The 22,664-nt window shown below is 59.9% G+C and carries 17 protein-coding genes; 9 read left to right on the top strand and 8 right to left on the bottom strand.

Features of this window, described 5'->3' with window-relative positions:
* The first annotated feature begins 50 nt into the window (after window positions 1-50).
* The 8 genes from ACILSI_RS13675 to ACILSI_RS13640 all read left to right on the top strand — a co-directional run bounded on the left by ACILSI_RS13675 (window position 51) and on the right by ACILSI_RS13640 (window position 10,469).
* Entirely contained in the window at window positions 51-986 is a 936-nt protein-coding gene (locus ACILSI_RS13675; protein ID WP_395722445.1) for a hypothetical protein, read from the top strand.
* A gap of 120 nt (window positions 987-1,106) precedes the next feature.
* Entirely contained in the window at window positions 1,107-2,555 is a 1,449-nt protein-coding gene (locus ACILSI_RS13670) for a sulfatase (protein ID WP_395722444.1), read from the top strand.
* Between the two features lie 52 nt (window positions 2,556-2,607).
* Window positions 2,608-4,905 carry a DUF1592 domain-containing protein gene (locus ACILSI_RS13665; RefSeq protein ID WP_395722443.1) on the top strand — a complete coding sequence of 766 codons (2,298 nt, stop codon included), beginning with the start codon at window positions 2,608-2,610 and terminating at the stop codon, window positions 4,903-4,905.
* Window positions 4,906-4,919: 14 nt separating this feature from the next.
* Entirely contained in the window at window positions 4,920-6,182 is a 1,263-nt protein-coding gene (locus ACILSI_RS13660; RefSeq protein WP_395722442.1) for a DUF1552 domain-containing protein, read from the top strand.
* Between the two features lie 110 nt (window positions 6,183-6,292).
* On the top strand, window positions 6,293-7,528 hold the full coding sequence (locus ACILSI_RS13655) for an Nramp family divalent metal transporter (protein ID WP_395722441.1): 1,236 nt from the start codon (window positions 6,293-6,295) through the stop codon (window positions 7,526-7,528).
* Entirely contained in the window at window positions 7,525-8,706 is a 1,182-nt protein-coding gene (gene lhgO, locus ACILSI_RS13650) for an L-2-hydroxyglutarate oxidase (RefSeq protein WP_395722440.1), read from the top strand. The genes ACILSI_RS13655 and lhgO overlap by 4 nt, the downstream gene beginning before the upstream one ends.
* 33 nt (window positions 8,707-8,739) lie before the next feature.
* The gene (locus ACILSI_RS13645) at window positions 8,740-9,627 is read left to right on the top strand and encodes a hypothetical protein (protein WP_395722439.1); all 888 of its coding nucleotides are present in this window, start codon (window positions 8,740-8,742) and stop codon (window positions 9,625-9,627) included.
* 2 nt (window positions 9,628-9,629) lie between these two features.
* Complete coding sequence (locus ACILSI_RS13640) at window positions 9,630-10,469, top strand: alpha/beta fold hydrolase (protein WP_395722438.1); 840 nt, start codon at window positions 9,630-9,632, stop codon at window positions 10,467-10,469.
* A 13-nt stretch (window positions 10,470-10,482) separates the two neighbouring features.
* On the opposite strand, the gene ACILSI_RS13635 is transcribed toward ACILSI_RS13640, so the two are convergent.
* From ACILSI_RS13635 to ACILSI_RS13615, 5 genes are all read right to left on the bottom strand, one after another.
* Window positions 10,483-12,162: a dihydroxy-acid dehydratase gene (locus tag ACILSI_RS13635; protein WP_395722437.1), complete on the bottom strand. Its 1,680-nt coding sequence runs from the start codon at window positions 12,160-12,162 to the stop codon at window positions 10,483-10,485.
* A gap of 118 nt (window positions 12,163-12,280) precedes the next feature.
* Window positions 12,281-13,237 carry a hypothetical protein gene (locus ACILSI_RS13630; protein ID WP_395722436.1) on the bottom strand — a complete coding sequence of 319 codons (957 nt, stop codon included), beginning with the start codon at window positions 13,235-13,237 and terminating at the stop codon, window positions 12,281-12,283.
* A 346-nt stretch (window positions 13,238-13,583) separates the two neighbouring features.
* On the bottom strand, window positions 13,584-14,489 hold the full coding sequence (locus ACILSI_RS13625) for a hypothetical protein (RefSeq protein ID WP_395722435.1): 906 nt from the start codon (window positions 14,487-14,489) through the stop codon (window positions 13,584-13,586).
* A 460-nt stretch (window positions 14,490-14,949) separates the two neighbouring features.
* Window positions 14,950-16,644, bottom strand: a complete 1,695-nt coding sequence (rpiB, locus tag ACILSI_RS13620) for a ribose 5-phosphate isomerase B (protein WP_395722434.1) — start codon at window positions 16,642-16,644, stop codon at window positions 14,950-14,952.
* Between the two features lie 35 nt (window positions 16,645-16,679).
* Complete coding sequence (locus tag ACILSI_RS13615) at window positions 16,680-17,273, bottom strand: low molecular weight protein arginine phosphatase (RefSeq protein WP_395722433.1); 594 nt, start codon at window positions 17,271-17,273, stop codon at window positions 16,680-16,682.
* Between the two features lie 68 nt (window positions 17,274-17,341).
* Between ACILSI_RS13615 and ACILSI_RS13610 the strand changes: the two genes are divergently transcribed.
* Window positions 17,342-19,948 carry a protein kinase domain-containing protein gene (locus ACILSI_RS13610; protein WP_395722432.1) on the top strand — a complete coding sequence of 869 codons (2,607 nt, stop codon included), beginning with the start codon at window positions 17,342-17,344 and terminating at the stop codon, window positions 19,946-19,948.
* Here the strand turns inward: ACILSI_RS13610 and ACILSI_RS13605 are convergent.
* The 3 genes from ACILSI_RS13605 to ACILSI_RS13595 all read right to left on the bottom strand — a co-directional run.
* On the bottom strand, window positions 19,938-20,774 hold the full coding sequence (locus ACILSI_RS13605) for a hypothetical protein (RefSeq protein WP_395722431.1): 837 nt from the start codon (window positions 20,772-20,774) through the stop codon (window positions 19,938-19,940). The two genes, ACILSI_RS13610 and ACILSI_RS13605, sit on opposite strands and share 11 nt — an antisense overlap.
* Entirely contained in the window at window positions 20,755-21,564 is an 810-nt protein-coding gene (locus ACILSI_RS13600) for a ParA family protein (protein ID WP_395722430.1), read from the bottom strand. Before ACILSI_RS13600 ends, ACILSI_RS13605 begins: the two co-directional genes overlap by 20 nt.
* Before the next feature lie 93 nt (window positions 21,565-21,657).
* A partial coding sequence (locus ACILSI_RS13595) for a hypothetical protein (protein ID WP_395722429.1) occupies window positions 21,658-22,664 on the bottom strand: 1,007 nt, incomplete at its 5' end.

The raw sequence follows: 22,664 nt of genomic DNA, 5'->3' as shown, positions 1-22,664 counted from the left end.
AGGAAGTTCCTATCCACCCCCCCCCATCTTCACATCGCCCATTCTTCACCATGAACATATCCAATTCAGACACCACCTCCTGCAACCAAGAGTGGGCCAAAAACGTCCTCTTCTTTGAATACGGCAGCGCGGCCAATCCACGGATGCCAAAGATCGGCATCGACGTGTTTCCGCCCTCTCTGCATCAGATCGCAGAGACTAAAGTCATCCCGCTGGATCTGGCGCAACAGCTTCAAACTAGCTATCCAGCCACCGGGCCCAATCTTCTGGCGAATTTCATTCACATCGCGGCTGGAGAGGCGCTCTCCACCAGCACGCATGCTAGCAGCCAAGTGTTTTATGTCATTCGAGGCTCTGGCTTCAGCCTGATCCAAGGGAGCAGGCTCGAATGGAAAATGGGCGATTTCATTGCCATCCCAAGCACAGGCGAAATCAAGCATCAGGCCAGCGAGGACACGGCGTTTTACTGGGTGCATGACCAGCCGCTGATGGACTTCCTGGGTGTCCGGCCTAGCAAAGAGCGTTTTCGTCCGCTGTTTTTCTCCCGCGAACAACTCGACGCCGAACTGGAAAAAGTCCGGCAAGCCAACGAGGGCAAGGACAAGAACCGCAACGGCATTCTGCTGGCCAATCCTGACTGCCCGCAGACCAAGACGCTGACTCATACCATGTGGTCCCTGTATAACCTGCTGCCCGCAAAGAGCCGACAAAAGGCGCACCGGCATAGCTCCATCGCCATGGATTACGCCGTGAGGGCGACCGAGGGCGTCTATACGATGATCGGCCCTGATCTCGACAGCGATGGCAACATCATCAATCCCATCCGTGCCAACTGGGTGGCGGGAGGAGCCTTTGTCACGCCGCCGGGCTGGTGGCACTCTCACCACAACGAGAGCGACGAAGACGCCATCGTGCTGCCCGTTCAAGATGCCGGACTGCAAACCTACATGCAGACCCTCGATATCAGATTCGCCCACGGTTATTAAAGGAGCGGAATCCTAAACGCCGCTGACCACATGCGCCGCCTCTTGCTCTTCCTTTCGGTATTCGTCCTTTCGCATTTGCCTCGCTTCGCTCGCCCTTTGGGCAGCATTGGCTTCGCCTTAATGCTGGCTGTCTCGGCTTCGCCTCGGCTGTCATTCGCGGCGAAGCCGCCCAACATCCTCTGGCTTATCGGCGAGAATCTGAGTCACGATCTCGGCTGTTACGGGGCCAAGAATGTCCACACGCCAAATCTCGACCAGCTCGCCGCGCGTGGCGTGCGCTACACGCGGGTGTTTTCGACGAATCCGGCCTGTGCGCCGAGTCGCTCGGCGTTTTTCACCGGGATGTATCAGACCACGACGGACACGCACCCGATGCGCTCGCATCGCAGTGATGACTTTCGTCTTCCCGCAGGCGTGCGCCCCGTGACGCAGCGCCTGCGCGATGCGGGCTTCTTCACGGCCAATATCAAGACCGCCAACGGCGAAAGCGTGGGCACGGGCAAGCTCGACCTCAACTTCGTCAACGAAGGCTCCATTTACGATGAGAACTCACAGGCCTGGAGCACGCTGAAGTCGCGACAGCCCTTTTTTGCCGTCGTGAACGCCGAGGAAAACGAATACGACATCTACGACCGCAAAAGCGCAGAGAAGGATCGCGTGAAGTGGGTCGGCGAGGACATCCACGTGAAGCATGCCACGCCGGAAAACGTCACGCCGCCGCCTTACTACGCGGATCATCCGGTCGTGCGGCAGGAGTGGGCACGCTACCTGAACTCCGTCTCCGGCATGGATCTGCGCTTTGGCAAAGTGCTCGCCCAGCTGCGCGCCGATGGATTGGAGGACGACACCATCATCATTTTCTTCGGCGACAACGGCCGCCTGGAGCCACGCGGCATTCATTGGTGCTATGACAACGGCCTGCGAGTGCCCATGATCATCCAGTGGCCGAAGAATCATCCCGCGCCGCCGCAGTGGAAGCCAGGCAGCGTCGATGACCGCATCCTCAGCCTCATCGACGTCACCGCCACCACGCTCGCCCTCGCTGGCATCCCGCGTCCGCCGCTCATGCAAGGTCGCGTCTTCCTCGGCGATCAGGCAGAGGCACCTCGCCGCTTCGCCTTCGCCGCACGCGACCGCATTGACGAGGCCGTGCAGCGCATCCGCAGCGTGCATGACGAGCACTTTCACTACGTCCGCACCTTCACCACCGGCCCCACCTTTGCCTCGCTGAACCGCTACAAAGAAAAATGCTTCCCCATCCAGCCGCTCATGCGCCAACTGCACACCGAAGGCAAGCTCACCGGCCCGCCACTCGCCCTCATGCAGCACCACGGCCCCTGCGAGGAGCTTTTCGACACACAGGCCGATCCGCACGAGATCCACGACCTCTCGCAATCCACGCATCCCGAGCACCGCGAGGCCCTCACCCGACTCCGCGCCGCCCTCGACACCTGGGTCACCGAAACCGGCGACCGAGGTGCCATCCCCGAGCCGCCGGAGATCATCGTCCCCTTTGAAAAAGAGATGCATGACTGGTTCGGCACGCCTGTGTGGGTGAATCAACGGTGACCGCGAAACGGCACGATAAATGCCCGCATCGCCCTCGTTGAGTCAGTCCCCCATGCTTCGTTTCCTGTTTCTTATCGCGCTTTTCTGCGGCTCAACCTTTGCTGCCGTCCCGGTCGCTGCCTTTCTCGAAGGGCACTGCGTCGAATGCCATGATGCGGATGTGAAGAAAGGCGGGCTCGATCTTTCATCGCTATCCTTCGAGGCGAAGAATCCAGTCTGGATCAAAGTCTTCGAGCGCGTGCGCGATGGCGAGATGCCACCGCAGAAGAAGCCGCAGCCGGAAAAGAACGAAAAAGACCTCTTCCTTGCGGCTTTGAACGAACCGCTGCTCGAAGCCGACCAAGCTGACATCGCCGCGAATGGGCGTGTGCGCAGCCGCAGGCTCACGCGGGTCGAGTATGAGCACACGCTGCACGATTTGCTCGGCATCGACATCCCGCTTAAAACCTTGCTGCCGGAGGATCGTGCCTCGCACGGCTTTGAAACGGTCGCGGATGGTCAGCAGCTCTCGCATCATCAACTCGCCCGCTACCTCGACGTGGCCGATCTGGCTCTCGATGATGCATTCGACCGCGCGATGAAAGGCGATGTGGCTTACGCGAAGCATCACACGCCCGAGATGCTCATCAAAAACCGCGGTGGCAACTATCGCGGCCCCGATTTGAAAAACGGCGAGAGCATCACCTGGCCCATCGGCCTGCAATTCTTTGGCCGCACGCCGACATGGGCTCCGGCCAGCGGATGGTATCGCATCACGCTGCGCGGCGTGCGCGGTATCAATCCCACTGACGATGGCGCGGTTTGGGGCACACTGCGCTCGGGCTATTGCGAATCCAACGCGCCGTTGCTCTACATGATCGGCCTCGTTGAAGCCACGGCGACTCCGCGCGACATGACCTTCGAGGCCTGGATCGAGGAAAACCATCGCTTGGAGCTGCGGCCGAACGACGGCACGCACAAACGTGCTCCCACCGGCGCGAAAGGCGGCAACGTGAGCTTTTTGGGACGCAATCTTGAAAAAGAAGGCTATCCCGGGATCGCGCATCGAGGCATCGACATCGAACGCATCTATCCCATCGCGAATGCCGAGGGCGTGCGGAAGAAGCTTTTTGGCGGTGACGGCCTGGAGGCCCTCAAAGCCGAAAACATCGACAAACTCGTCCATCGCTTCGCCACGCGTGCGTTTCGCCGACCGGTCTCCGAGTCACAAAGTGCCCCGTATCGCCAAATTGGCGCCAAATCGCTCCAAGAAGGCGATTCGGTGCTCGAAGCCCTCCGCGCGGCCTACCGCGCCATCTTGTGCTCGCCCCGCTTTTTGACCTTCATCGAGGCTCCGGGGCCACTCGATGATCATGCGATCGCTTCGCGGCTCAGTTTTGCGCTTTGGTGCTCCATGCCCGATCAAGAGTTGCTCGAACTCGCCAATCAAAACAAGCTCCGCGACCCTCAAACCCTCGCGCAGCAGGTCGAACGGCTGCTTTCGCACTCCAAAGCCAAACGCTTCATCGCCTCGTTCACCGATCAGTGGCTCAAGCTCAATCAAATCGACTTCACCACGCCCGACACGCGTTTGTTCCGCGACTTCGATCCCGTGGTGCAGGAATCCATGCTGCAAGAGACACGCACCTACTTCACCGAGCTGCTGCGTCGCGATTTGAGCATCACGAGCCTCATCGACTCCGACTTCGCCTTCCTGAACGGCCGTCTTGCGCGGCACTACAAGGCCGATCTCGCGCTGCAAAGCGGCGAAGGCCTCCAAAAAGTGTCGCTGAAGCCCGAAGCCAAACGCGGCGGCCTCGTCACACAGGGCGCGATCCTCAAAGTGACCGCCGATGGCACCAGCACCTCGCCGGTGGTGCGTGGTGTGTTTGTTAATGAACGCATCCTCGGCAATCACATCCCGCCGCCACCACCGGGCATTCCCGCAATCGAACCGGACATCCGCGGCGCGACAAGCATCCGCGACCAGCTCGACAAGCATCGCAACAACGAAAGCTGCGCGAGTTGCCATCAAACCATCGACCCACCCGGTTTCGCGCTCGAAAATTATGATCCCGTCGGCATCTGGCGCAAAGGCTACGGCAAGGACGGCAAAGGCGCGAAGATCGATCCCTCGGGCCGCACCCCCGAAGGCGCGACCTTCACCGACCTCGCCACCTGGCAGCAAATCTACACGCAACAGCCCCAGCAACTCGCCCGCGGCTTCGCCACCCACTTCCTCACCTACGCCACCGGTGCTCCACCTCGTTTCAGCGATGAAGCCGCACTCGACGACATCGCCAAGAAAGCCACCAACGTCCGCTCCATCATCCGCGAGGTGGTTTTGAGCGACATTTTCCGAACCAAGTAACGTTTCACCGCATCATGAGCACTTTCACCTTTCAAAAGCACCTCTCCCGTCGCGCGATGCTGCGCGGTGCGGGCATCACGCTCGGGCTTCCCTTGCTCGAAGCGATGACTCCGGCCTTTTCGGCGGTGAAGGAGACAAAGCGGGCAAAGCGCTTTGTGGGCATGAGTTTGGCGTTGGGGCTGCACAATCCGAATTTGGTGCCGGAAGGCTCGGGACGCGGCTACAAGCCTTCGCGCTACCTCGCGGGCATTCAGGATCTGCGGGAGGATTTCACGGTGGTGTCGGGTTCATCGCATCCGGGCGTCACGGGAGGTCACACGGCGGAGGGAAGCATCTTTTCGGCTTGTCCGAACGCGCGAGGCTCGACGACGCGGAACACGATTTCGCTCGATCAGCTCATGGCAAAGCATCTGGGGCACGAAACGCGGTTTCCATCGCTCGTTTTGAATACGAACTCGCAGACGAGCCCGAGCTACACGGAGAACGGCTCGATGATTCCGGCGGAAAACAGCGCGATGAAGCTCTTCACGCGACTTTTTGTCGATGACACACCCGCGGAGCAGGAACGGCAGGCCGAACTCATCCGCAGCGGGCGCAGCGTGATGGATGTGGTCGGCGCGGAGGCAAAGTCGCTTCAGCGCGAGCTCGGGTCCGGTGATCGCGACAAGCTCGACGCGTGGTTCACGAGCGTGCGTGAGCTGGAGCAGCGCCTCGCCGCGAACGAGGCCTGGACGCACAAACCGAAGCCGAAGGTTAAGCTCGCCCCGCCGCGCCAGATCCCGCGTGACAACGAAGTGGCCGTGGAGCGCATCTATCTCGACATCGTTCACATGGCGCTGGCCACGGACAGCACGCGTTTCATCACGCTGCATGTCACCGGCAATAATGTGCAGGGCATCGAAGGCGTCGAAGAAAGCTACCACAACCTCAGCCATCACGGCATGGACGAGGAAAAGCTCGCGCAGCTCGCCCTCGTCGAGCAGGGCGTGATCCACGAGTGGGCCGCTTTTCTGCGGAAGCTGAAGACCGACAGGCTGCTGGATGAAACGATGGTATTGCTGACCTCGAATCTCGGCAATGCCTCGGCGCACGATAATAAGAACATGCCGGTGCTCTTCGCTGGTGGTGGCTTCAAGCATGGTCAGCACCTCGCCTTTGACCAGAAAGACAACTACCCGCTGCCGAATCTGTATTTGAGTGCTCTGCAACGTCTCGGTCTTGAAGAAGAGCGGTTCGCCACAGGGCAAAAGACGATGAGCGGCCTGGAGGTTGCGTGACGAGACTCGGTAAGCAGCGCTGTCACCCAGGAGAATTCGGAGACAAAAAGTTGGATGCATGGCCTAGCCTCTGGATAGAGTTGTAGCTCGTCTTTTTGAAACAGTATCGCATGCCGCGCCCAGCCCTATTGTCACCCTTCAAAGCCCTCGGACCAGGACTTGTCCTCGCGGCGGCGGGCATTGGCGCGGGAGATGTGATCACGGCGACGGTGACGGGTGCGCAGTTTGGCACGAGGTTGGCTTGGGCGTTGCTGGCATGTGTGGTGTTGAAGTGGGTGCTGAATGAGGGGCTGGCGCGGTGGCAGCTCGCCACCGGAACCACATTGATCGAGGCTTGCATGCAGCGGCTGCCGCGCTGGGTGAGCTTGTCTTTCTTTTTGTATTTGCTGGTGTGGACGTTTTTCGTCGGTGCCTCACTGACCAATGCCTGCGGCCTGGCCGGGCACAGCTTGTTCCCGCAATGGCCGGTGTGGGCCTGGGGAGCGCTGCATTCGGTGGTGGCGGTGGCGCTGGTGTGGGTGGGGAAGTTTGAACTGTTCGAGCGGGTAATGAAACTGCTCGTCGGTGTGATGGTGATCACCGTGCTGATCTGTGCCGTTTTGGTTAAACCCAACGTCGCCGAGTTGCTACGGCACATTTCCTGGCCTGTGCTGCCACCGGACTCTGGCAAGGCGGTGCTCAGCATCTTTGGCGGCATCGGCGGCAGCATGACGATGCTCTGCTACGGCTACTGGATCCGTGAGAACAAGTGGAGCGGGGCCGGGCATCAGCGCATGGTGCGGGCGGATCTGCTGCTGGCGTATGGTGTCACATTGATCTTTGCGGTCGCATTGACCATCGTCGCCGCCGGCTGCAATGCGGCCGTCATCAATGGCAGCGGCATGGCGCTGGAGGTTGCGGCACGCCTGGAGGCCGCGCTTGGGCCTGCGGGACGCTGGGCCTTTCTCCTGGGTTTTTGGTGCGCGGTTTTCGCCTCCATGCTCGGTGTCTGGCAAGGAGTGCCGTATTTTTTTGCCGACTTCATGGCGCAGCGTGCGGCTACTCCCACGGATGGGGAGGAGGATTTGAAAATGACACGCGCCTACCGTGGCTACCTGTTGTTTCTGGCCGGTCCGCCGCTGGCGCTGCTGCTCGCGGGCAGGCCGGTGGCGATGGTGGTTCTTTTCACCGTCATCGGCGCGTTTTTTATGCCTTTTCTCGCCCTGCTTCTTCTCTATCTAAACAACCGCCGAGACTGGGTCGGCGGGCTGCGGAATGGTCCCGTGCGCAACTTGGCGCTCGTCGTTTCGCTGCTGTTGTTTGGATGGATCGCTATCACAGAACTTAAACTCATTTTCTCATCATGAACTCATGCATCATCGTCGGCGGCGGCATTGTTGGCCTCGCGACAGCTCTGAAACTTCTCGAACGTCATCCGGGTGCCAAACTCACGCTGTTGGAAAAAGAAGCGGGCGTGGCGCGGCATCAGAGCACACACAACTCGGGCGTGCTGCACTGCGGCCTCTATTACAAGCCGGGATCTCTCAAGGCGAAGCTCGCCGTCACAGGCATTCGTGAAATGGTGGCTTTTTGCCGCGCCCATGACATCCCGCACGAGATCTGCGGCAAGCTCGTGGTCGCCACACGTGAGGATGAACTGCCGCGCCTAGATGAGCTGCTGCGGCGTGGCGCGGCAAACGGTCTCACCGGTCTGCGCCGCATTGAGCCGGATGAAATGAAGCGTATCGAGCCTCATGCAGCGGGTCTTGCTGCCGCGCATGTGCCTGAGGAGGGCATCGTCGATTACCGGGCTGTTTGCGATACGATGGCGGCCGAGATTCAAAAGCGGGGTGGCACCATTCTGACCAGTGCACCAGCCATGAAGCTGCGCCGCCATGGCGACGAGTGGATCGCCGAAACGCCACAGGGCGAGGCGCGTGGCCAGTGGCTGGTCAACACCGCCGGTTTGCACTGCGACCGCGTTAGCGAGCTGGCTGGCGAGAAACGTGAGGTGCGCATTGTGCCTTTCCGTGGCGAGTACTACCAGCTCAGCGAGGACGCGCAGCATCTCTGCCGTCACCTCATTTATCCAGTGCCTGATCCTGCGTTCCCGTTCCTGGGGGTGCATTTTACACGCATGATTGGTGGTGGGGTCGAGGCAGGGCCGAATGCGGTGCTTGCCTTTGCCCGTGAAGGCTACCGCCTGCGCGACATTGATCTTCATGATCTCGCTGACGCACTCACGTTCCCGGGCCTGTGGCGTTTCTTGAAGCGCTATCCCTCCATGGCCTTCACCGAGCTGGCGCAATCTTTTAGCCGTGAGCGCTTCTGCCACTCCCTCCAACGCCTCGTCCCCGACGTGCAGCCGCAGCATCTCGCTCCAGGTGGGGCAGGGGTGCGCGCCCAGGCCATGACACCGCAGGGCGATCTTGTGCAGGACTTCCACATCGTTGCCCGCGACCACGCCCTCCACATTCTCAATGCGCCCAGCCCAGGTGCCACGGCCTCGCTCGCCATCGGTGGTCACATCGCGGCGATGATTTGAGCGGCCGCGTGCTTTTTGTGTCCAGCCATCCTCATGAACTTACGCACACTCACCGGCTTGGCGTTCTGCCTGTTGAAACTTCCCAGTCTGGCAGCGCCGGACGTGGACGTCTTGAAAAAATTGGGAGCGAAAATCGTGGAGACCGATGGAGTCGTCACGCAGGTGCAAGTGAAGTGTGATGCTTTCACCGAGGCTGACTTCCGCACGCTGGGCAGCTTCACCTCAATCAAAGACCTCACGATCAGCGGCAAAACAATCACGGATGAGACGATCGCGCTGCTTGCCGGACTCACGGAGCTCGAACGGCTCAGCAGCGACGGCATCCAGCTCACGGACGCGGGTTACAAGCACTTTGCGGCGTTTCAGAAGCTCAAATCGCTGTCGTTCTTCCATCCGGCGTTTCGCTCGGAGCAGTTCACGGGCAGCGGGTTGGTGCATTTGAAGGCCTTGCCGAAACTGGAGAAGCTCACTTTTGCCGGATCGACGGCGGGTGATGCCGCGCTGGAGGCCATCGGGCAGCTCACGCAGCTCAGGGAATTCCGCACTTGGCACACGGCGCAGACGCAGGCGGGCAATGCTCATCTGGTGAAGCTGACGAACCTCACCGGCCTGCGCATCGGTCAGCGGCTGCCGAGCTGGGGCAAGGACTCGCCGATCAGTTTTGATGAATCGACGATGGAGACGGTGGCGAAGATCAAGACGCTGGAATCCCTCGAACTCACCGAGGCGCGGCTCAGCGCGAAGATCATCCCGCATCTGAAAGCGTTGCCAAAGCTGACCAGGCTCAAAATCGAGACCGTGGACATTTCTGCTGCCGATGTGGAGGCGATCAAGGCGGCGCTGCCGGGCTGCAAAGTGGAGCACAAGTCCATGAGCGAGTCCGAGAAAGAATCGTTGCTGGTGAAAAAGCTCCGTCTTTGACCATGAAAGCCTTTTTTCTCGCGCTGGTGGTTGTGGCTGGTGCCCATGCGGAAACCCAAACAGACATCGAGTATGCCAGGGTCGGGGAGCTGGCTTTGAAGCTCGATCTGCATCGTCCGCAGGTGGCGAACCCTCCTCTGATTGTCTATGTGCATGGCGGAGCGTGGCGAGCGGGTTCGAAATCGGATGTGCCAATTGCCGCGTTGCTGGATCATGGCTTTGCCATTGCCAGTGTGAACTACCGGCTTTCGACGCAGGCGGTGTTTCCGGCGCAGATTCATGACATCAGGGCGGCGATCCGGTTCCTGCGGGCCAAAGCGCCCGAATTCCGGCTCAACACGGAAAAAATCGCCATCATTGGCTCCTCGGCGGGCGGGCATCTTGCGGCGTTGGTGGGCGTGACGAACGGCCACAAGGTGTTGGAGGGGCGAATCGGCGATCATCTCGATCAAAGCAGCCGGGTGGATGCTATCGTGAGTTTGTACGGGGCGTCGAATTTGCAGTCGATCCTCGCTCAAAGCACGGAATTCGGCCTCACGGTGCGAATTCCCGCGCTGAAACTGCTCTTGGGAGACGTGCCGGAGAAAAAGCCCGAATTGGCGAAACTGGCGAGTCCCGTGGCACATTTGGACAAAAGCGATCCGCCACTGCTGCTGATCCATGGCGACGCTGATCCCCAGATGCCGCATGAGCAGTCACGGGAATTTGCCAGCGCTTACGAGGCGCTGAAGTTGCGGGCAAAACTCGTCACCCTGCCGGGCAGCAGGCACGGCGGGGAGGGATTTTATGATGATGAGCGCAGCAGGCTGGTGGCCGCCTTTCTTAACGAGGCACTGAGGTAAAAACGGCGCTTTTTTAAGTCCTGGAAACCACCCAGCGTGGCACACAGCCCTCGTGGGCCTGGGTCACCGTGGCGGCAAAGTCCGCCAGGTAGCCGAAGGGATGGGTGACGGGCAGAATCGTGAGCGGACGGGCATCGAGATCGGCTTTGACCTCAATGGTGCCAGCGAGGAGGTCGAACTCGATCGTGTCACCATCCTGCACACGGGCGATGGGGCCACCAACGGCGGCCTCGGGGCTGCAATGCACGCCGACCGCGCCGCCGGAGACGCCGGAGACGCGCGTGTCCGAAAGAAGAGCCACTTTGCCGTAAAGCTCAGGTACGGCGAGCGCGGCGCTAGCAACATGCATCTCCGGCATGCCAAGGCCGACGGGCCCACAGCCACGGATGACGACGATGTGACCGGGGCGGATGCGTCCGGCGGCGGCGGCATCGGAGACGCCCTTTGAGTCGTTGAAGCAGATGGCGGTGCCTTCAAAGCGCGGTTCGTCGAGGGAGGAAACTTTGAAGACCATGCCATGAGGGGCGATGTTGCCAAAGCAGATCTGGATGTCCGCATATTCTTTGAACGGAGCTTCGAGCGGGGCAATCAGGTCGTTCGGGAAGGGGACAGGCGCCGCGTCGGCGAGATTTTCGGCCAAGGTTTGGCCTGTGACGGTGATGCACGAGCCGTCGAGCAGTCCGGTGGCGAAAAGGTGCTTCAAGAGCATCGTGGTGCCGCCAAGTCGGTGCAGGTCGTTCATGGTGCCGCGTCCACGCGGGGCGAAATTGCAGAGGACAGGCGTTTTGCGGCAGATGGCCTGCACATCACGCAGCGTGAAGTCCACGCCAGCCTCACGCGCGACGGCGAGGATGTGCAGCACGCCGTTGGTGGAGCCGCCGACGGCCGCGATGGCTGTCATGGCGTTGGTGAGCGACGCCTTAGTGATGATGTCGCGAGGGCGGATATTTTTTTCGAGCAGATTGCGCACGGCCTGGCCGACGCGGAGGCATTCGCTGCGTTTTCCGGCCTCAATGGCGGGCATGGAGGAGGTGTCGGGCAGGCTGAGACCCATCGCTTCGAGCGCGATACCCCAGGTATTGAAGGAAGCTGCGATGCCGCAGCCACCCGCGCCAGGGCAGGCGGTGCGGATGATCTGCTCCGACTCCTCGTAGCTCATGGTGCCCTGCTTTTCCTTCGCAGCGGCGTCGTACACGTCAAGGATGCTCGTGGAATGGCCTTTGTGACAGCCTGGCATGATGCTGCCGCCGTTGACGATGAGGCCGGGATAATTGGTGCGAGCCAGCGCCATGGCAAAGGCGGGGCCGTTTTTGTCGCAATGATGCAGGCCGATGATGGCGTCGTAGCAATGGGAGGTGCAAACCATCTCCGTGCCGTTGGCCATGAGGTTGCGTGAGCAGAGCGAGGCCGCGCCGCCGATGTTGCCCTGCGTGATGTTGTCACTCACTGGGGAGACCCCGAAGGGGAAACCGATGAGACCGGCGTCAGAGCAACCTTGAGCGATGAGCTTGGCGAGTTCGTGGGCGTGGACGTTGCAAATATTGCCATCCAGGAGCGGCGTGCCGATGCCAATTTGAGCCTTGTCGAAATCCTCCGGCTTGAAGCCGAGGCCCCAGAAGAAGGCGTTGACGCCACGCTGCCAGCCGTGGGTGAGATTGCGGGAGTTCCAGTTGAGAGGGTGTTTTTCAGCCATGGGATTCCCAGGCTAGCTGAGGCGGCGCGTCAGGGCAAAAAAAAAGCTCCCGGCCAGCGAACTGACCGGGAGCAAAGAACCTTTGGAAGGTTAAGCAGGTCATGAGACCCGCCGTAGATTAGAAGGCGAGGCTGAGCTTCACACCGCCAAACACTTCGTAGTGAGTGGTGGCATTGAGCTGAGTGCGCGCATCCAAGGACTGATTCATCGCGATGTATGGAGTCAGTGTGGCGATCTTGGTGAGCTTCACAGGAGCAGCGAGGCTGTAAAGGATATGGGTGAATCCGCTGGTGGTGCCAAGAGGACCGCCATTGTTCGCCACGATAGGGTTAGGGGTGAAGGCTGAGTTGTTACCAGTGTAGTAATCATTGCCATAGCCAGTGGTGATGGAAGGCACGAGGCTCAGCCAATCAGTGATGGCGATGGTGTAGTCAGCACCGAGCTGGGCATAGGAACCACCGACTTTGAAGTCGTAGTAGTAGCCAGCGTAGATGTTGGCAGCGCCAAGCGGGATGGCGACGGTGAAGCCGATTTCGCCTGCGCCTTTGATGCCGAACTCATTGTTGGCGTTTCCATTATTGACACCAGTGAAGCTACCAGCGTAGGAATCCGGATAGAAGTAGTGCAAGTACTGCACGCCAAACTTCGCGAATCCTGCGTCGTAGGTCAGGGAGGTCAGGAGATCGATCTCGGAGTAGTCAAAAGCGTTGGTGCTACGGGTTCCAGCAGCAGGCTGGCCAGCATTACCAAAGCTATTGAACGGAGTCTCCACCGTGGAGATGTAGGTGGCACCGATGCCCCAGGTCAGGCTGCCTGCGCCATCTTCACCAGAACCCGAGATCAGCGGGATGGCGAGGTTGAGGGAGGACCAGACGATGTTGTCGGCGAACCACAGACCACGGTAGTAGTAGCGGCTGTCGTAACCGACGTCGAGTGTGGCTCCGATGGAGTCAAACAGGGAGGAGGGTTCTGGTTCCACGGGAACCGGGGCTTTGGCGGGAGCGGTGCCGGCAGAGGCGTTCAGCGCTGCACAGGCAGCAAGAACGGTCACCGACTTCGCAACGAGGGATGTCATGCTTTTAGGCTTCATGTGTTGGTCGAGTTTGGTTTTGTTGGTGTTGAGGCGCTGTATTTCCGGAAGGAAAGCCAGCATACGAACAATCACAAAGCAGGTGCCGTGCCATGTTGTGGGCGTTGTTGAATAGAGCTCCTGTGGGCATCTCCTATCCTTTTCACCCACTTCGAGAAGGCGCGCGCGCAGTCGCTCCATTGCTTAAGGGTGCATGCTCCATCATAACTGCCGTGTTTGAATCCGTAATGGCAGTGCGTTCCAGCGTCTTGATGGAATCCGGGCATAAAAAAACCCCCCGGCATTGCTGCCGGGAGGTCAACCAAAGTGGTTTAAGTCGTTCAGAGAACGATTAGAAGCGGACGCTGAGGGTCACGCCGCCGAAGAGCACGCTCTTGTAGGCAGTGTCAGGAGCGCCTGCGGTGCGGGCGGCGCCGCCCAGGTTTTCCGTGGCACCCAGAGGAAGATTGCCAGCAACATACGGCGTCAGAGTCGCACGGCTGTTAAGCTTGATTGGGAGCTGAAGGCCCGTGGTGATAGCGGTCCAGCCGGTGATGTTGTTCAGACCACCCCAGGAGCCACCTGCAACGCCGCCGTTACGAGCGAACTGCCAGTTCAGGTTGTGACCATAGCCAACGTTGGCGAAGGGAACAAGGCTGATGGAGTCGGTGATGGCGATCGTGGTGCTCGCGTTGAAGTCGAAGTACCAGGAGTCGTTAATATGGTCGTAATTCGCGCTGGAGGCGATGTCGATCGGGCCGAGGGCTGTGGCAAGGCCAAGGCTGACTTCCCCACCATCGTTCATAGGGGCATTGCGGTTGAGGCTGCCAGCATTGCGATAGTAGGTGTAGCCCAGGCTCACAGTGGCAGGACCGAAGTCGTGCGCGATACCAGCGCCGAGCTGAAGGCGCTGGAAGGAGGCATCAGCGCCACCATTTGGCATGAAGCTGTCCTGATCACCCATGAAGGTGCCGAACTGAGCTTTCCAATCGAGGGAAGTGTTGCCTGCGCCGTCTTCGTTAGCGCCGCCGATCAGAAGGATGGAACCTTCGACTGCGGAACGAACCCAATGTTGTCCCATGTTAAGGCCACGCCAGATGTAGTTGGTGTCGTAGCCGAGGGAGGCGGTGATACCGAGATCGTCATTCTCCGGAGCTGGAGCGATCGGGTTTTTAGGGGCGGGGGCGGTTCCGGCCACAACGGGAGTGGCGGCCAGTGCCAAGAACCCCAGCGTTTTCAGCAATGCATTCAATTTCATAGTCTGATTTTGGTTGGTATTAGGTTGGTTGGTTTGAGGTCGGACACTCGCATGGATTACCCCGTCGCATAAGCGCTGGGACAAAGTACGTGAGCCGTTCAGATGTGAAAATAGCAGGGGCCGTAACTGCTGGAAAGCATTTTTTTGCGTTTTTAACAGATTTACGAGGGGGGCGGCATGGAATCAGCTTTTGCACTGAATTTCATTCCGCAGCTTAACTCCCAGCTTGGCGGCCCGATCTTGAGGAGGAAAGGAGTTGCTCAAGAGTTTATTTTTCTGGCCGCGTTTTAGTTTGCTGGCTCACTTTCATTTCCAGAATGGTGGGTCTGGCGTTCGACAAAAATAAAGGACCACCGTCACCGGTGGTCCCGTCGGAATCCATGCCTGCCCTGTCAACAAGGGTCGCAGTCTGCAGGCCGAACGCCGCAGTTTAGGCGACGTTCGGTCAATTCTTCCATGATCAGGGCAGTGGGAACCGCTGATTCGCGGCACTTACCTCTTTACGGATTTCTGCCAGCACGGCGTCGTTTTCACGATTGGTGAGGGCCCGGTCGATCCAGGCGGCGATTTGGGTCATTTCCGCTTCTTTCATGCCACGGGTCGTCACGGCAGGAGTGCCGACGCGGATGCCGCCGCCGAGGGTGATCTTCTCGGTGTCGAAGGGGATACCGTTTTTGTTCACGGTGATCGCGGCCTTGTCGAGTGTCTCACTGGCGACTTTGCCGTTGAGGCCTTTCGGACGCAGATCGACGAGCATGAGATGGTTGTCCGTGCCGCCACTGACGATGCGGTAGCCGAGCGCAGCGAGCGCGGCGGCGAGAGCCTGGGCGTTTTTCACGACCTGGGCGGTGTAATCCTTGAAGTCAGGCTTGAGGCATTCGCCAAAGCAGACGGCCTTCGCGGCGATGACGTGCATGAGCGGGCCGCCCTGCACGCCGGGGAAGACCTGGCTGTTGATCTTTTTGGCCAGTTCCTCGTTGTTGGTGAGGATGATGCCTCCACGCGGGCCACGGAGGGACTTGTGCGTCGTGCTGGTCACGAAGTCGGCGTATTCCATCGGCGAGGGATGCGCTCCACCGGCGACGAGGCCGGCGATGTGGGCCATATCGACGAAAAGATACGCGCCGACGCTCTTGGCGATCTCGCTCATCTTTTTGAAGTCGATGATGCGAGGATAGGCTGAGGCACCGGCGGTGATCATCTTCGGCTTCTCGCGCAGGGCGACTTCGGCGAGTTCTTCGTAGTTGATGCGTTCGTCGGTCTGGCTGACGCCGTATTGGCAGAAATGGTAGAAGCGGCCGGAGAAATTGGCGGGATTGCCGTGCGTGAGGTGGCCACCGTGGGCGAGGTTCATGCCGAGCACCTTGTCTCCGTGGTGGAGCACGCTGAAATAGACCGCCGCATTGGCCTGTGAGCCGGAATGCGGCTGCACATTGGCGAATTTCGCCCCGAAAAGTTCGCAAGCGCGGTCGATGGCGAGCTGCTCGACTTTATCGACCTCCTCACAGCCACCATACCAGCGTTTGCCCGGATAACCTTCGGCATACTTGTTTGTCAGGCAACTGCCTTGCGCGGCCATGACAGCCTTGCTGGTGAAGTTTTCGCTGGCGATGAGCTCGATGTGGTCTTGCTGACGCTGCTGCTCGCCGCGGATGATGTCGGCGACGGCGGGATCGGAGGTGGCGAGGATGCTGAGGGGGTGGGCTTGGGTGTTCATTTTATCGACTCTGCGACCGTGGCGGCCACCGGCGAAGGGAGTCTTCAACCAGGTGTCAACGATCTCCTTGGCGGTGGTTTCGGGGGTGGTTTTGCCGGCGAGGCAGAGAATGTTGGAGGCGTTGTGCTCGCGTGTGATAGCGGCGGTGACGGCGTCATGCACGAGGCTGGCCTGGATGCCCGCGTGGCGGTTCGCGGCGATGCTCATGCCGATGCCCGTGGTGCAGACGAGGATGCCCGCATCCGCCCGGCCATCCAACACACGGGCGCTGACCAGCTCCGCGAAGTCGGGGTAGTCCACTGAGGCACCATCCTGCGTGCCCAGATCCGCCACCGCATACCCACCGGCCTGCAAATGCGCCACGACGGCGTTTTTCAGGGCAAGGCCACCGTGATCGGAGCCGATGGCGAGGGAATGTGGGAGAGACGGGGAGGACATGAGAGGCGGGTCAATGGGTCAAGGTGGGCAGCAGGTCAAGCCTCGGGCTCTCTCCAGGTTTGATCGACATAGGCGAGCAGGCTCGGGAGCATTTTCTCCAAATCGGCCAGGGTCTCGTCATACGCGGCACGCCCCTGGCCAAAGGGGTCTGAAACATCGCGTCCGCGCAGGCTGTCATCGGCGGCGAACTCTGAGACGAGATAGACCTTGTCGGCATGGCTGGGGAATTCCTCCTCAATGACCGCCTGGTGGTTCACGGACATCGCGAAGACGTGAGTGGCGGCTTCTAGCATGGCTTGGTCGAGCATGCGGCTTTGAAAGTTGGAGAGATCAATGCCGCGCTCCTTCAAAATGGCCGTGGTATGCTTGCTGGCAGCCATTCCGGGAGCCGCGGCCACGCCCGCGCTGGCGACCTGGTAATCAGAGCGTGCTTTGACCAGTTCGCGAAACAACGCTTCCGCCATCGGGCTGCGGCAGGTGTTGCCAGTGCAGACAAAGAGAACGCTTTTCAAGGTGCGGTGCGGGTTTGATTCAACCCCGCCGGGGCGGCGGGACGGCAGTGTGTCGCGACGCCCCGGTTTGTCAAAGGAGTAGCCAAAATGTGCGCCGCAGGTGTTTTCATGGAACATCGGACTTGCCAAGGGGGGCGCTCATGGCGTTTGCTTCCCTTAGTTCATTATCAATCGCTCAATCCCGGATGGCGGAACGCTATAAAATCTACGAAAAGCTCGGCGCTGGCGGCGTCGGGGCCGTCTTCCGTGCCTATGACAGCCAGCTCAAGCGCTGGGTGGCGGTGAAGCGGCTCATGACCGCCTCCGAGGCGGCCAAGGACAAAAACATCGCCGTCGAGCTGCGCCGGGAGGCGGACGCGCTCGCCTCGCTGCGCAACCCGAACATTGTGACCATATTTGACGTGGCCAGCGATGAGGAGGGGTTGTTCATGGTGATGGAGTTGCTACAGGGCGAGGACTTGGCGGATGTCGTCGCCCGCGGGCCGCTGCCCTACGATGATTTTAAGGAACTGGCCTCGCAGACGCTGGAGGCCCTGCTCGCCGCGCACCAGCACCACATTCTCCACCGGGACATCAAGCCGGAGAACATCAAGGTTGAGCGTTTGCCCGGCGGGCGTTTGCAGTCGAAGGTCATCGACTTTGGTCTGGCCCGTGCCGGCCTTGGTGCTCGCAAGCAGACCGAGGATCAGGAAGGGACGGTCATGGGCTCCATTTACTACATGGCGCCCGAACAGCTCACGCGTGAGCCAGTGGATGAGCGCACGGACCTCTACTCGCTGGGCTGCGTGTTTTACGAGGCGTTGTCTGGCAAAAAAGCCTTCGATGCCGAGTCGATGGCCGAGGTGATCGACAAGCACATCAATCATGACGTGGTTGCGCTGCATATCATTGCCCCGCATGTGCCTCAGTGGCTGGGAGCCTGGTGCGCCCGTCTGATGGCGCAGAAGCCCGACGACCGGCCTGCCAACGCGCAGCAGGCGATTGAGGAGTTTCGCGCCTGGGAAAAGATGCCCACGATGGTGCCCTATGGACCATGGATGGGCATGTACGCCCCTCCTCCCATGTTCATGCCACCCGGCACGGGCACGGTGCCGCTCAGCGGGTATTATCCGCCTCAGCAGGACGCGCCTCCGGCTGCTGTTTATGCTGAGCCGGTGGTGGAGGCGGTGCCTGTGGAAATCATACCTGAAGGACGGGCGGTCATTGAAACGGCTGCCATCACGGCTCCATTGGCTCCCGCGCCACGTCGTCCCGGCACCGGTCGTGCCACAGCTCAGTCGCGGCAGCCTTCCTCTGTGGCGAATGTGGCCGTGGGCAGACCCTCGGAAAATACAGGTGCGCCTCCTTTCAAAAAGATCGCCCTCATCGGCGGTGGTGTGGTTCTGCTCGTCGTCGTAGGCTGGATTTTTCTGGGCAGATCTGGAAGCTCCAAAAGTGGCGGTAGTGGCTCCGTGCTGTCTTCCATCGGTTTGTCATCCTCTCCGCCCAAGGTGAGTTTCCAACTTCCTCAGGACCGGTCATTTCCGCCGGTGGACCGTGGCATCGCACTTTTTTATGTCGGGAACACTGGAATCTTGACCAATCGTCAGGCCGGAGGCAAGCCTGCCCCGGCCAATGTCGGCGAGCCGGTGATCGAATGGCATGACATCTCTGAGCGTGGAGGTGACAACATCCTGCGTGCCTTTGACAAAAACGCAGACCACGCTCCGAAACGCATCAACTGGCCCGAAGCCGCCTCTGGAGGCACGCCAAGGGCAGGACGCGTCGTGCTCGACTTCAGGCCGCGCAACGGCAAGCCCTGCGCTCTCGTGCTAGATGCCCCTGGCAAGGAGCAGCAAAACATGCCGTTTGGTGGCACCGCAACTCCTGGTAGTGACAAAGGACTGACCATTGTCACGGCTTTCCAAGCCGAGACTGCGCGGCTGCCAACCCGCTTGTTCACCTTGGAAAACGGCGAGGGTGCCAGCGTGTCCCTGCGTGTTGACCAGAAGAAAAACATCATCGCCGAAGTGAGGCGACAGGGTGGGGGAGTAACGCTGACCTCCACCGGGGTTAATGCCACGATCGCCAGCCTCGCTCTACTTACTTGGAATGCAGGCACTGGCGCGGTGGAACTTCGCGCGCGGGACTCGGAGGGCAGGGCCTACATTTCCACGGGGGGGAAGCTGAAAGTGCCGGAGGCTCCTTTGGATCAGCTCTCCATTGGCCGCGTTAAGGACAGCAAAGGGGCAAACGCAGGCGCCCAGGATCAGTTTAGCGGCTACATGGCCGAATTCTTCGTGTACTCCGCCGCTTTGAAACCTGATCAGTTGCAGCTCATCGATGGCCGCGTGCGGGATTATTACTTCGTTCCCGCCGCGCCGCCGCCGCTCAACCAAAGACTTAGAACCAAGCTGGCCATGGTCGAGCCTCGAAGCACCTGGAAGTTGAGCGCCAGTCATAAAAAAGAGGACTGCGTGAAAACCACCGATGGAAACACCGGTTCTCGCTGGACCACCAATGCCGTCATGAAGGGGGGCGAATGGTTTACCGTCGAACTCCCAGTTGAGACGGATATCGCAGGTCTCGCGCTCGACAGCCAAGGCAGTCCTCAGGATTACGCACGGCAGCTCAAGATCGAGCTTTCCACCAATGGCACACAGTGGGGTGCCCCGGTCATGCAAGGAAACGGCGCCGCGCTGGCTGAGATCATTTTTAAAGCACCTCAGAAGACCCGTTTCGTGCGTATCACCCAGACTGGAAGTTCTGGAAACTTTTGGGGCATCAATGAACTGGTGCTCTTCAAGAAATAACTTCGTCGGCGCTCATCGTGTCACGCAGGGCGTCATGCAGAATGGTCGTTAAAGCGTTTGTTAGCCCCTCGGGTGCGGCCACCACCGCATGATAGATGCCAGAACTCGTTTCACATGGGATCACTGTCAGCACATGGCCGGAGGAGAGCGTTTGCCTGACCACTGACGGCTTTCCGCAGGCTGACTCGGCGCTTGCGCGGGTCGCCGCGCCCCAGGCCATCATGGTGGAAAGCACCAGCCCTGCCTTGGCCTCGCCTCCCCAAAGCACCTCACCATCATCACTCATCACCAGCACATGACCTCCGTTTTCGTGCAAAACCTGCCGCGCCCAGGCGGAGAACGCCGCCAGGCGTTCATTGAGGGAGCCGCGAGAAATCTCATAGGCAGGCATGGATGGACGTGCGGCTGGTTCTGCCAGGGCTTCCAAATGCAAAGCGGAGCCGACCACGCTTTCCACCGCCGATTCGGAGTCTAAAGCAGCCTGTGCAGGCTCGTTCACTCGGACCAGGATGCCCGCTTCAGTTGCCCGCTGGCGTATCGCCCGGAGTTTATCGCGAATCCGGCTCAGTGGCAGTGCGGCGGCACTGTTGTGCAGCGGCTTTTCATGATATTCCGCCTCATCGGTTTTCACATCCTCATCTGCGTCAGGTGCCTCCGGCGGCACAGGGTGTGACAGGGGGGCAGCCACCGCCTCATCCATGAAGCCCGGCAGTGTTGGGATCTCCAACATTCTCATTGGCTCTGCGTCCGCACAGGCTTCTTCCGGTGGCGCGATCTGAGCCAGCAACGATTGCAGATGGTTGGCGTCAATCCAGGAGACTTGCATGGCCGTGCTCCGGTTCGCGTTCTTTGACCAGACCCGTGCGTTGCTCCAGTTCAGCGGCGATTTGGTCAAAAATCAGCGCTTCTGGCGGTGGATTGCGTTTTGTCAGCGCCACCGGCACGCCTAGCGCGCTCGCTTCCAGAAACGAGGTCAGGCGCGGGATGCTCTGCGGGAACATCAGATTGGACGGCAGCATTTCGCGCAGTTCACGCGCCACTTTCAGGCTCATTTCGTTGTCCTGCATCACCATCGTCAGTAAAATGCCCGCGACACGCACTCCCGCGCCTTCGGCGCGGAAACGCGCCAGCGTCTCCAGCAGGTGTGGTATGCTGCGGATGGCCAGTGGCTCCGCCTGCTGCGGCAGGATCACGAAATCGCAGGCCTTCACTACCGCTTCCGTCGTGCTGCTCATGCCGGCGGCCGTGTCCATCAGCACAATGTCCGCGCCGCGCAGTTCCGCGCCGCGCAGCAGGTCCGCCAGTCGCGCCGGCACTTCATGCAGAGGCCAGCCCTGGCGCGCGCAGTTGTCGTACTGTCCAGCGGGCACGATTTCCAGCTCCGGCAGCCGAGTTGGCACCACGATCTTGTTCAAATCCCCGCCGCGGACCAGAAACTCATGGAATCCCTCCCGCGCCTTCGCGCTCTTCGCCAGGGAAAGGCCCACGCCGCCCTGCGGGTCCGTGTCAATCAACAGCACCCGCCACCCACGCCTTGCCAGAGAATAGGCGAGGTTGATGCACAGCGTGGTTTTCCCCACGCCTCCTTTTTGACTGGCCGTTGCAATTGCGATCACGCTCCGAGGCTAGCAGCGCGAAAACGCTCTGCATCGTTAAAAAACACCGTGGTGACAAAAAATGCTGATTATAGCACGAGCGAACGCATGACTTCACGGCAGCACCAACTGAGTGCCTTCAAGAGCCTGCTTTTTATACCGGACACCGTTGTAGATGTATTCGACGGTGAGAAGGTTCTTTTCCGTGGTCTGAGACTGCACCACGGCCACTCCGACAGTTACCCCGTTGACCTGTGTGACACTTGCACTGTTCCCTTGTGGCGTGGTCGTCCCAATGGTGGTGGCCTCTGCGTTGGTGGCGGTGGCACCAATGCCAACAGTTGTAGTTACGTCTCCTTGGGCTTTCGCGGCATCACTCAACGAATCAGATACCAGAATGGAAACAGGCGCGCTGATGACCGTGGTAGGTATGAGCTTTGAGAGCCTGTTTTTCACGTTGCGAGGCAGGTTGCCGGGCAGCGTGTAACGGGCGCTGACAAGCTCGATAATCCCTGGCTGAAAGACTCCAACTATGCCTGTAGGTGCAGCGCTCGTTGTGGAGGCCGGTGCAGTTTCGGGTGTAGAACTAGCACCTCCGGGTGCATTAATTCCCGGAGGCGTCATCACCACAGCCTCGTTTGTGGAAGGGCGGCGGGCCAGAACAGCGAGTGCCTCTGCAAGATTCACATCACGTGTTTTTTGATCCAGATTTTGTCCATTCATCATGCCACCCGCCAGATTGGCTAGGCACCAATCCCTTAGCACGATTGCCTGCCGACAGACTTCAATGGATTGATGGCTCAGCTCAGCGGTGCGAATTGCCTCTTTCTCCTGCCTTTGATACACCGCCGCCGCGTAGCCCTCAGCCTTGCGCTGCATTGCTGCGGCCTGCTCCGCCTCTGGATTGGCCTCCCCGTATTTGGAACGAACTTCGGGCGGGAGCGCTGACAGCGGAATCGTCGCAAATCCATCCGCATGCATAATGCGGATTTCCGTGGGTGACTTTTTCATCACCTTCACCTGCTTGAAGACTTTTCCATCAATTGTGGTCAATTCGGGAAATTGATCCTGAGCCAGCGTAAGAGTTGAAACCACACCGCCCAGAGCGAAAACTAAAAATG

Source organism: Prosthecobacter sp. (assembly GCF_044232965.1).
Classification (GTDB): Bacteria; Verrucomicrobiota; Verrucomicrobiia; order Verrucomicrobiales; family Verrucomicrobiaceae; genus Prosthecobacter.
The sequence above is the reverse complement of the archived record's forward strand: the minus strand, read 5'-3'. Positions and strand labels throughout refer to the sequence as shown.

Bases quoted from the DNA above. Each gene is read 5' to 3' on its own strand.
- ACILSI_RS13675 (WP_395722445.1), top strand. From the start codon at position 51: ATGAACATATCCAATTCAGACACCACCTCCTGCAACCAAGAGTGGGCC.
- ACILSI_RS13670 (WP_395722444.1), top strand. From the start codon at position 1,107: ATGCTGGCTGTCTCGGCTTCGCCTCGGCTGTCATTCGCGGCGAAGCCG.
- ACILSI_RS13665 (WP_395722443.1), top strand. From the start codon at position 2,608: ATGCTTCGTTTCCTGTTTCTTATCGCGCTTTTCTGCGGCTCAACCTTT.
- ACILSI_RS13660 (WP_395722442.1), top strand. From the start codon at position 4,920: ATGAGCACTTTCACCTTTCAAAAGCACCTCTCCCGTCGCGCGATGCTG.
- ACILSI_RS13655 (WP_395722441.1), top strand. From the start codon at position 6,293: ATGCCGCGCCCAGCCCTATTGTCACCCTTCAAAGCCCTCGGACCAGGA.
- lhgO (WP_395722440.1), top strand. From the start codon at position 7,525: ATGAACTCATGCATCATCGTCGGCGGCGGCATTGTTGGCCTCGCGACA.
- ACILSI_RS13645 (WP_395722439.1), top strand. From the start codon at position 8,740: ATGAACTTACGCACACTCACCGGCTTGGCGTTCTGCCTGTTGAAACTT.
- ACILSI_RS13640 (WP_395722438.1), top strand. From the start codon at position 9,630: ATGAAAGCCTTTTTTCTCGCGCTGGTGGTTGTGGCTGGTGCCCATGCG.
- ACILSI_RS13635 (WP_395722437.1), bottom strand. From the start codon at position 12,162: ATGGCTGAAAAACACCCTCTCAACTGGAACTCCCGCAATCTCACCCAC.
- ACILSI_RS13630 (WP_395722436.1), bottom strand. From the start codon at position 13,237: ATGACATCCCTCGTTGCGAAGTCGGTGACCGTTCTTGCTGCCTGTGCA.
- ACILSI_RS13625 (WP_395722435.1), bottom strand. From the start codon at position 14,489: ATGAAATTGAATGCATTGCTGAAAACGCTGGGGTTCTTGGCACTGGCC.
- rpiB (WP_395722434.1), bottom strand. From the start codon at position 16,644: ATGTCCTCCCCGTCTCTCCCACATTCCCTCGCCATCGGCTCCGATCAC.
- ACILSI_RS13615 (WP_395722433.1), bottom strand. From the start codon at position 17,273: ATGTTCCATGAAAACACCTGCGGCGCACATTTTGGCTACTCCTTTGAC.
- ACILSI_RS13610 (WP_395722432.1), top strand. From the start codon at position 17,342: ATGGCGGAACGCTATAAAATCTACGAAAAGCTCGGCGCTGGCGGCGTC.
- ACILSI_RS13605 (WP_395722431.1), bottom strand. From the start codon at position 20,774: ATGCAAGTCTCCTGGATTGACGCCAACCATCTGCAATCGTTGCTGGCT.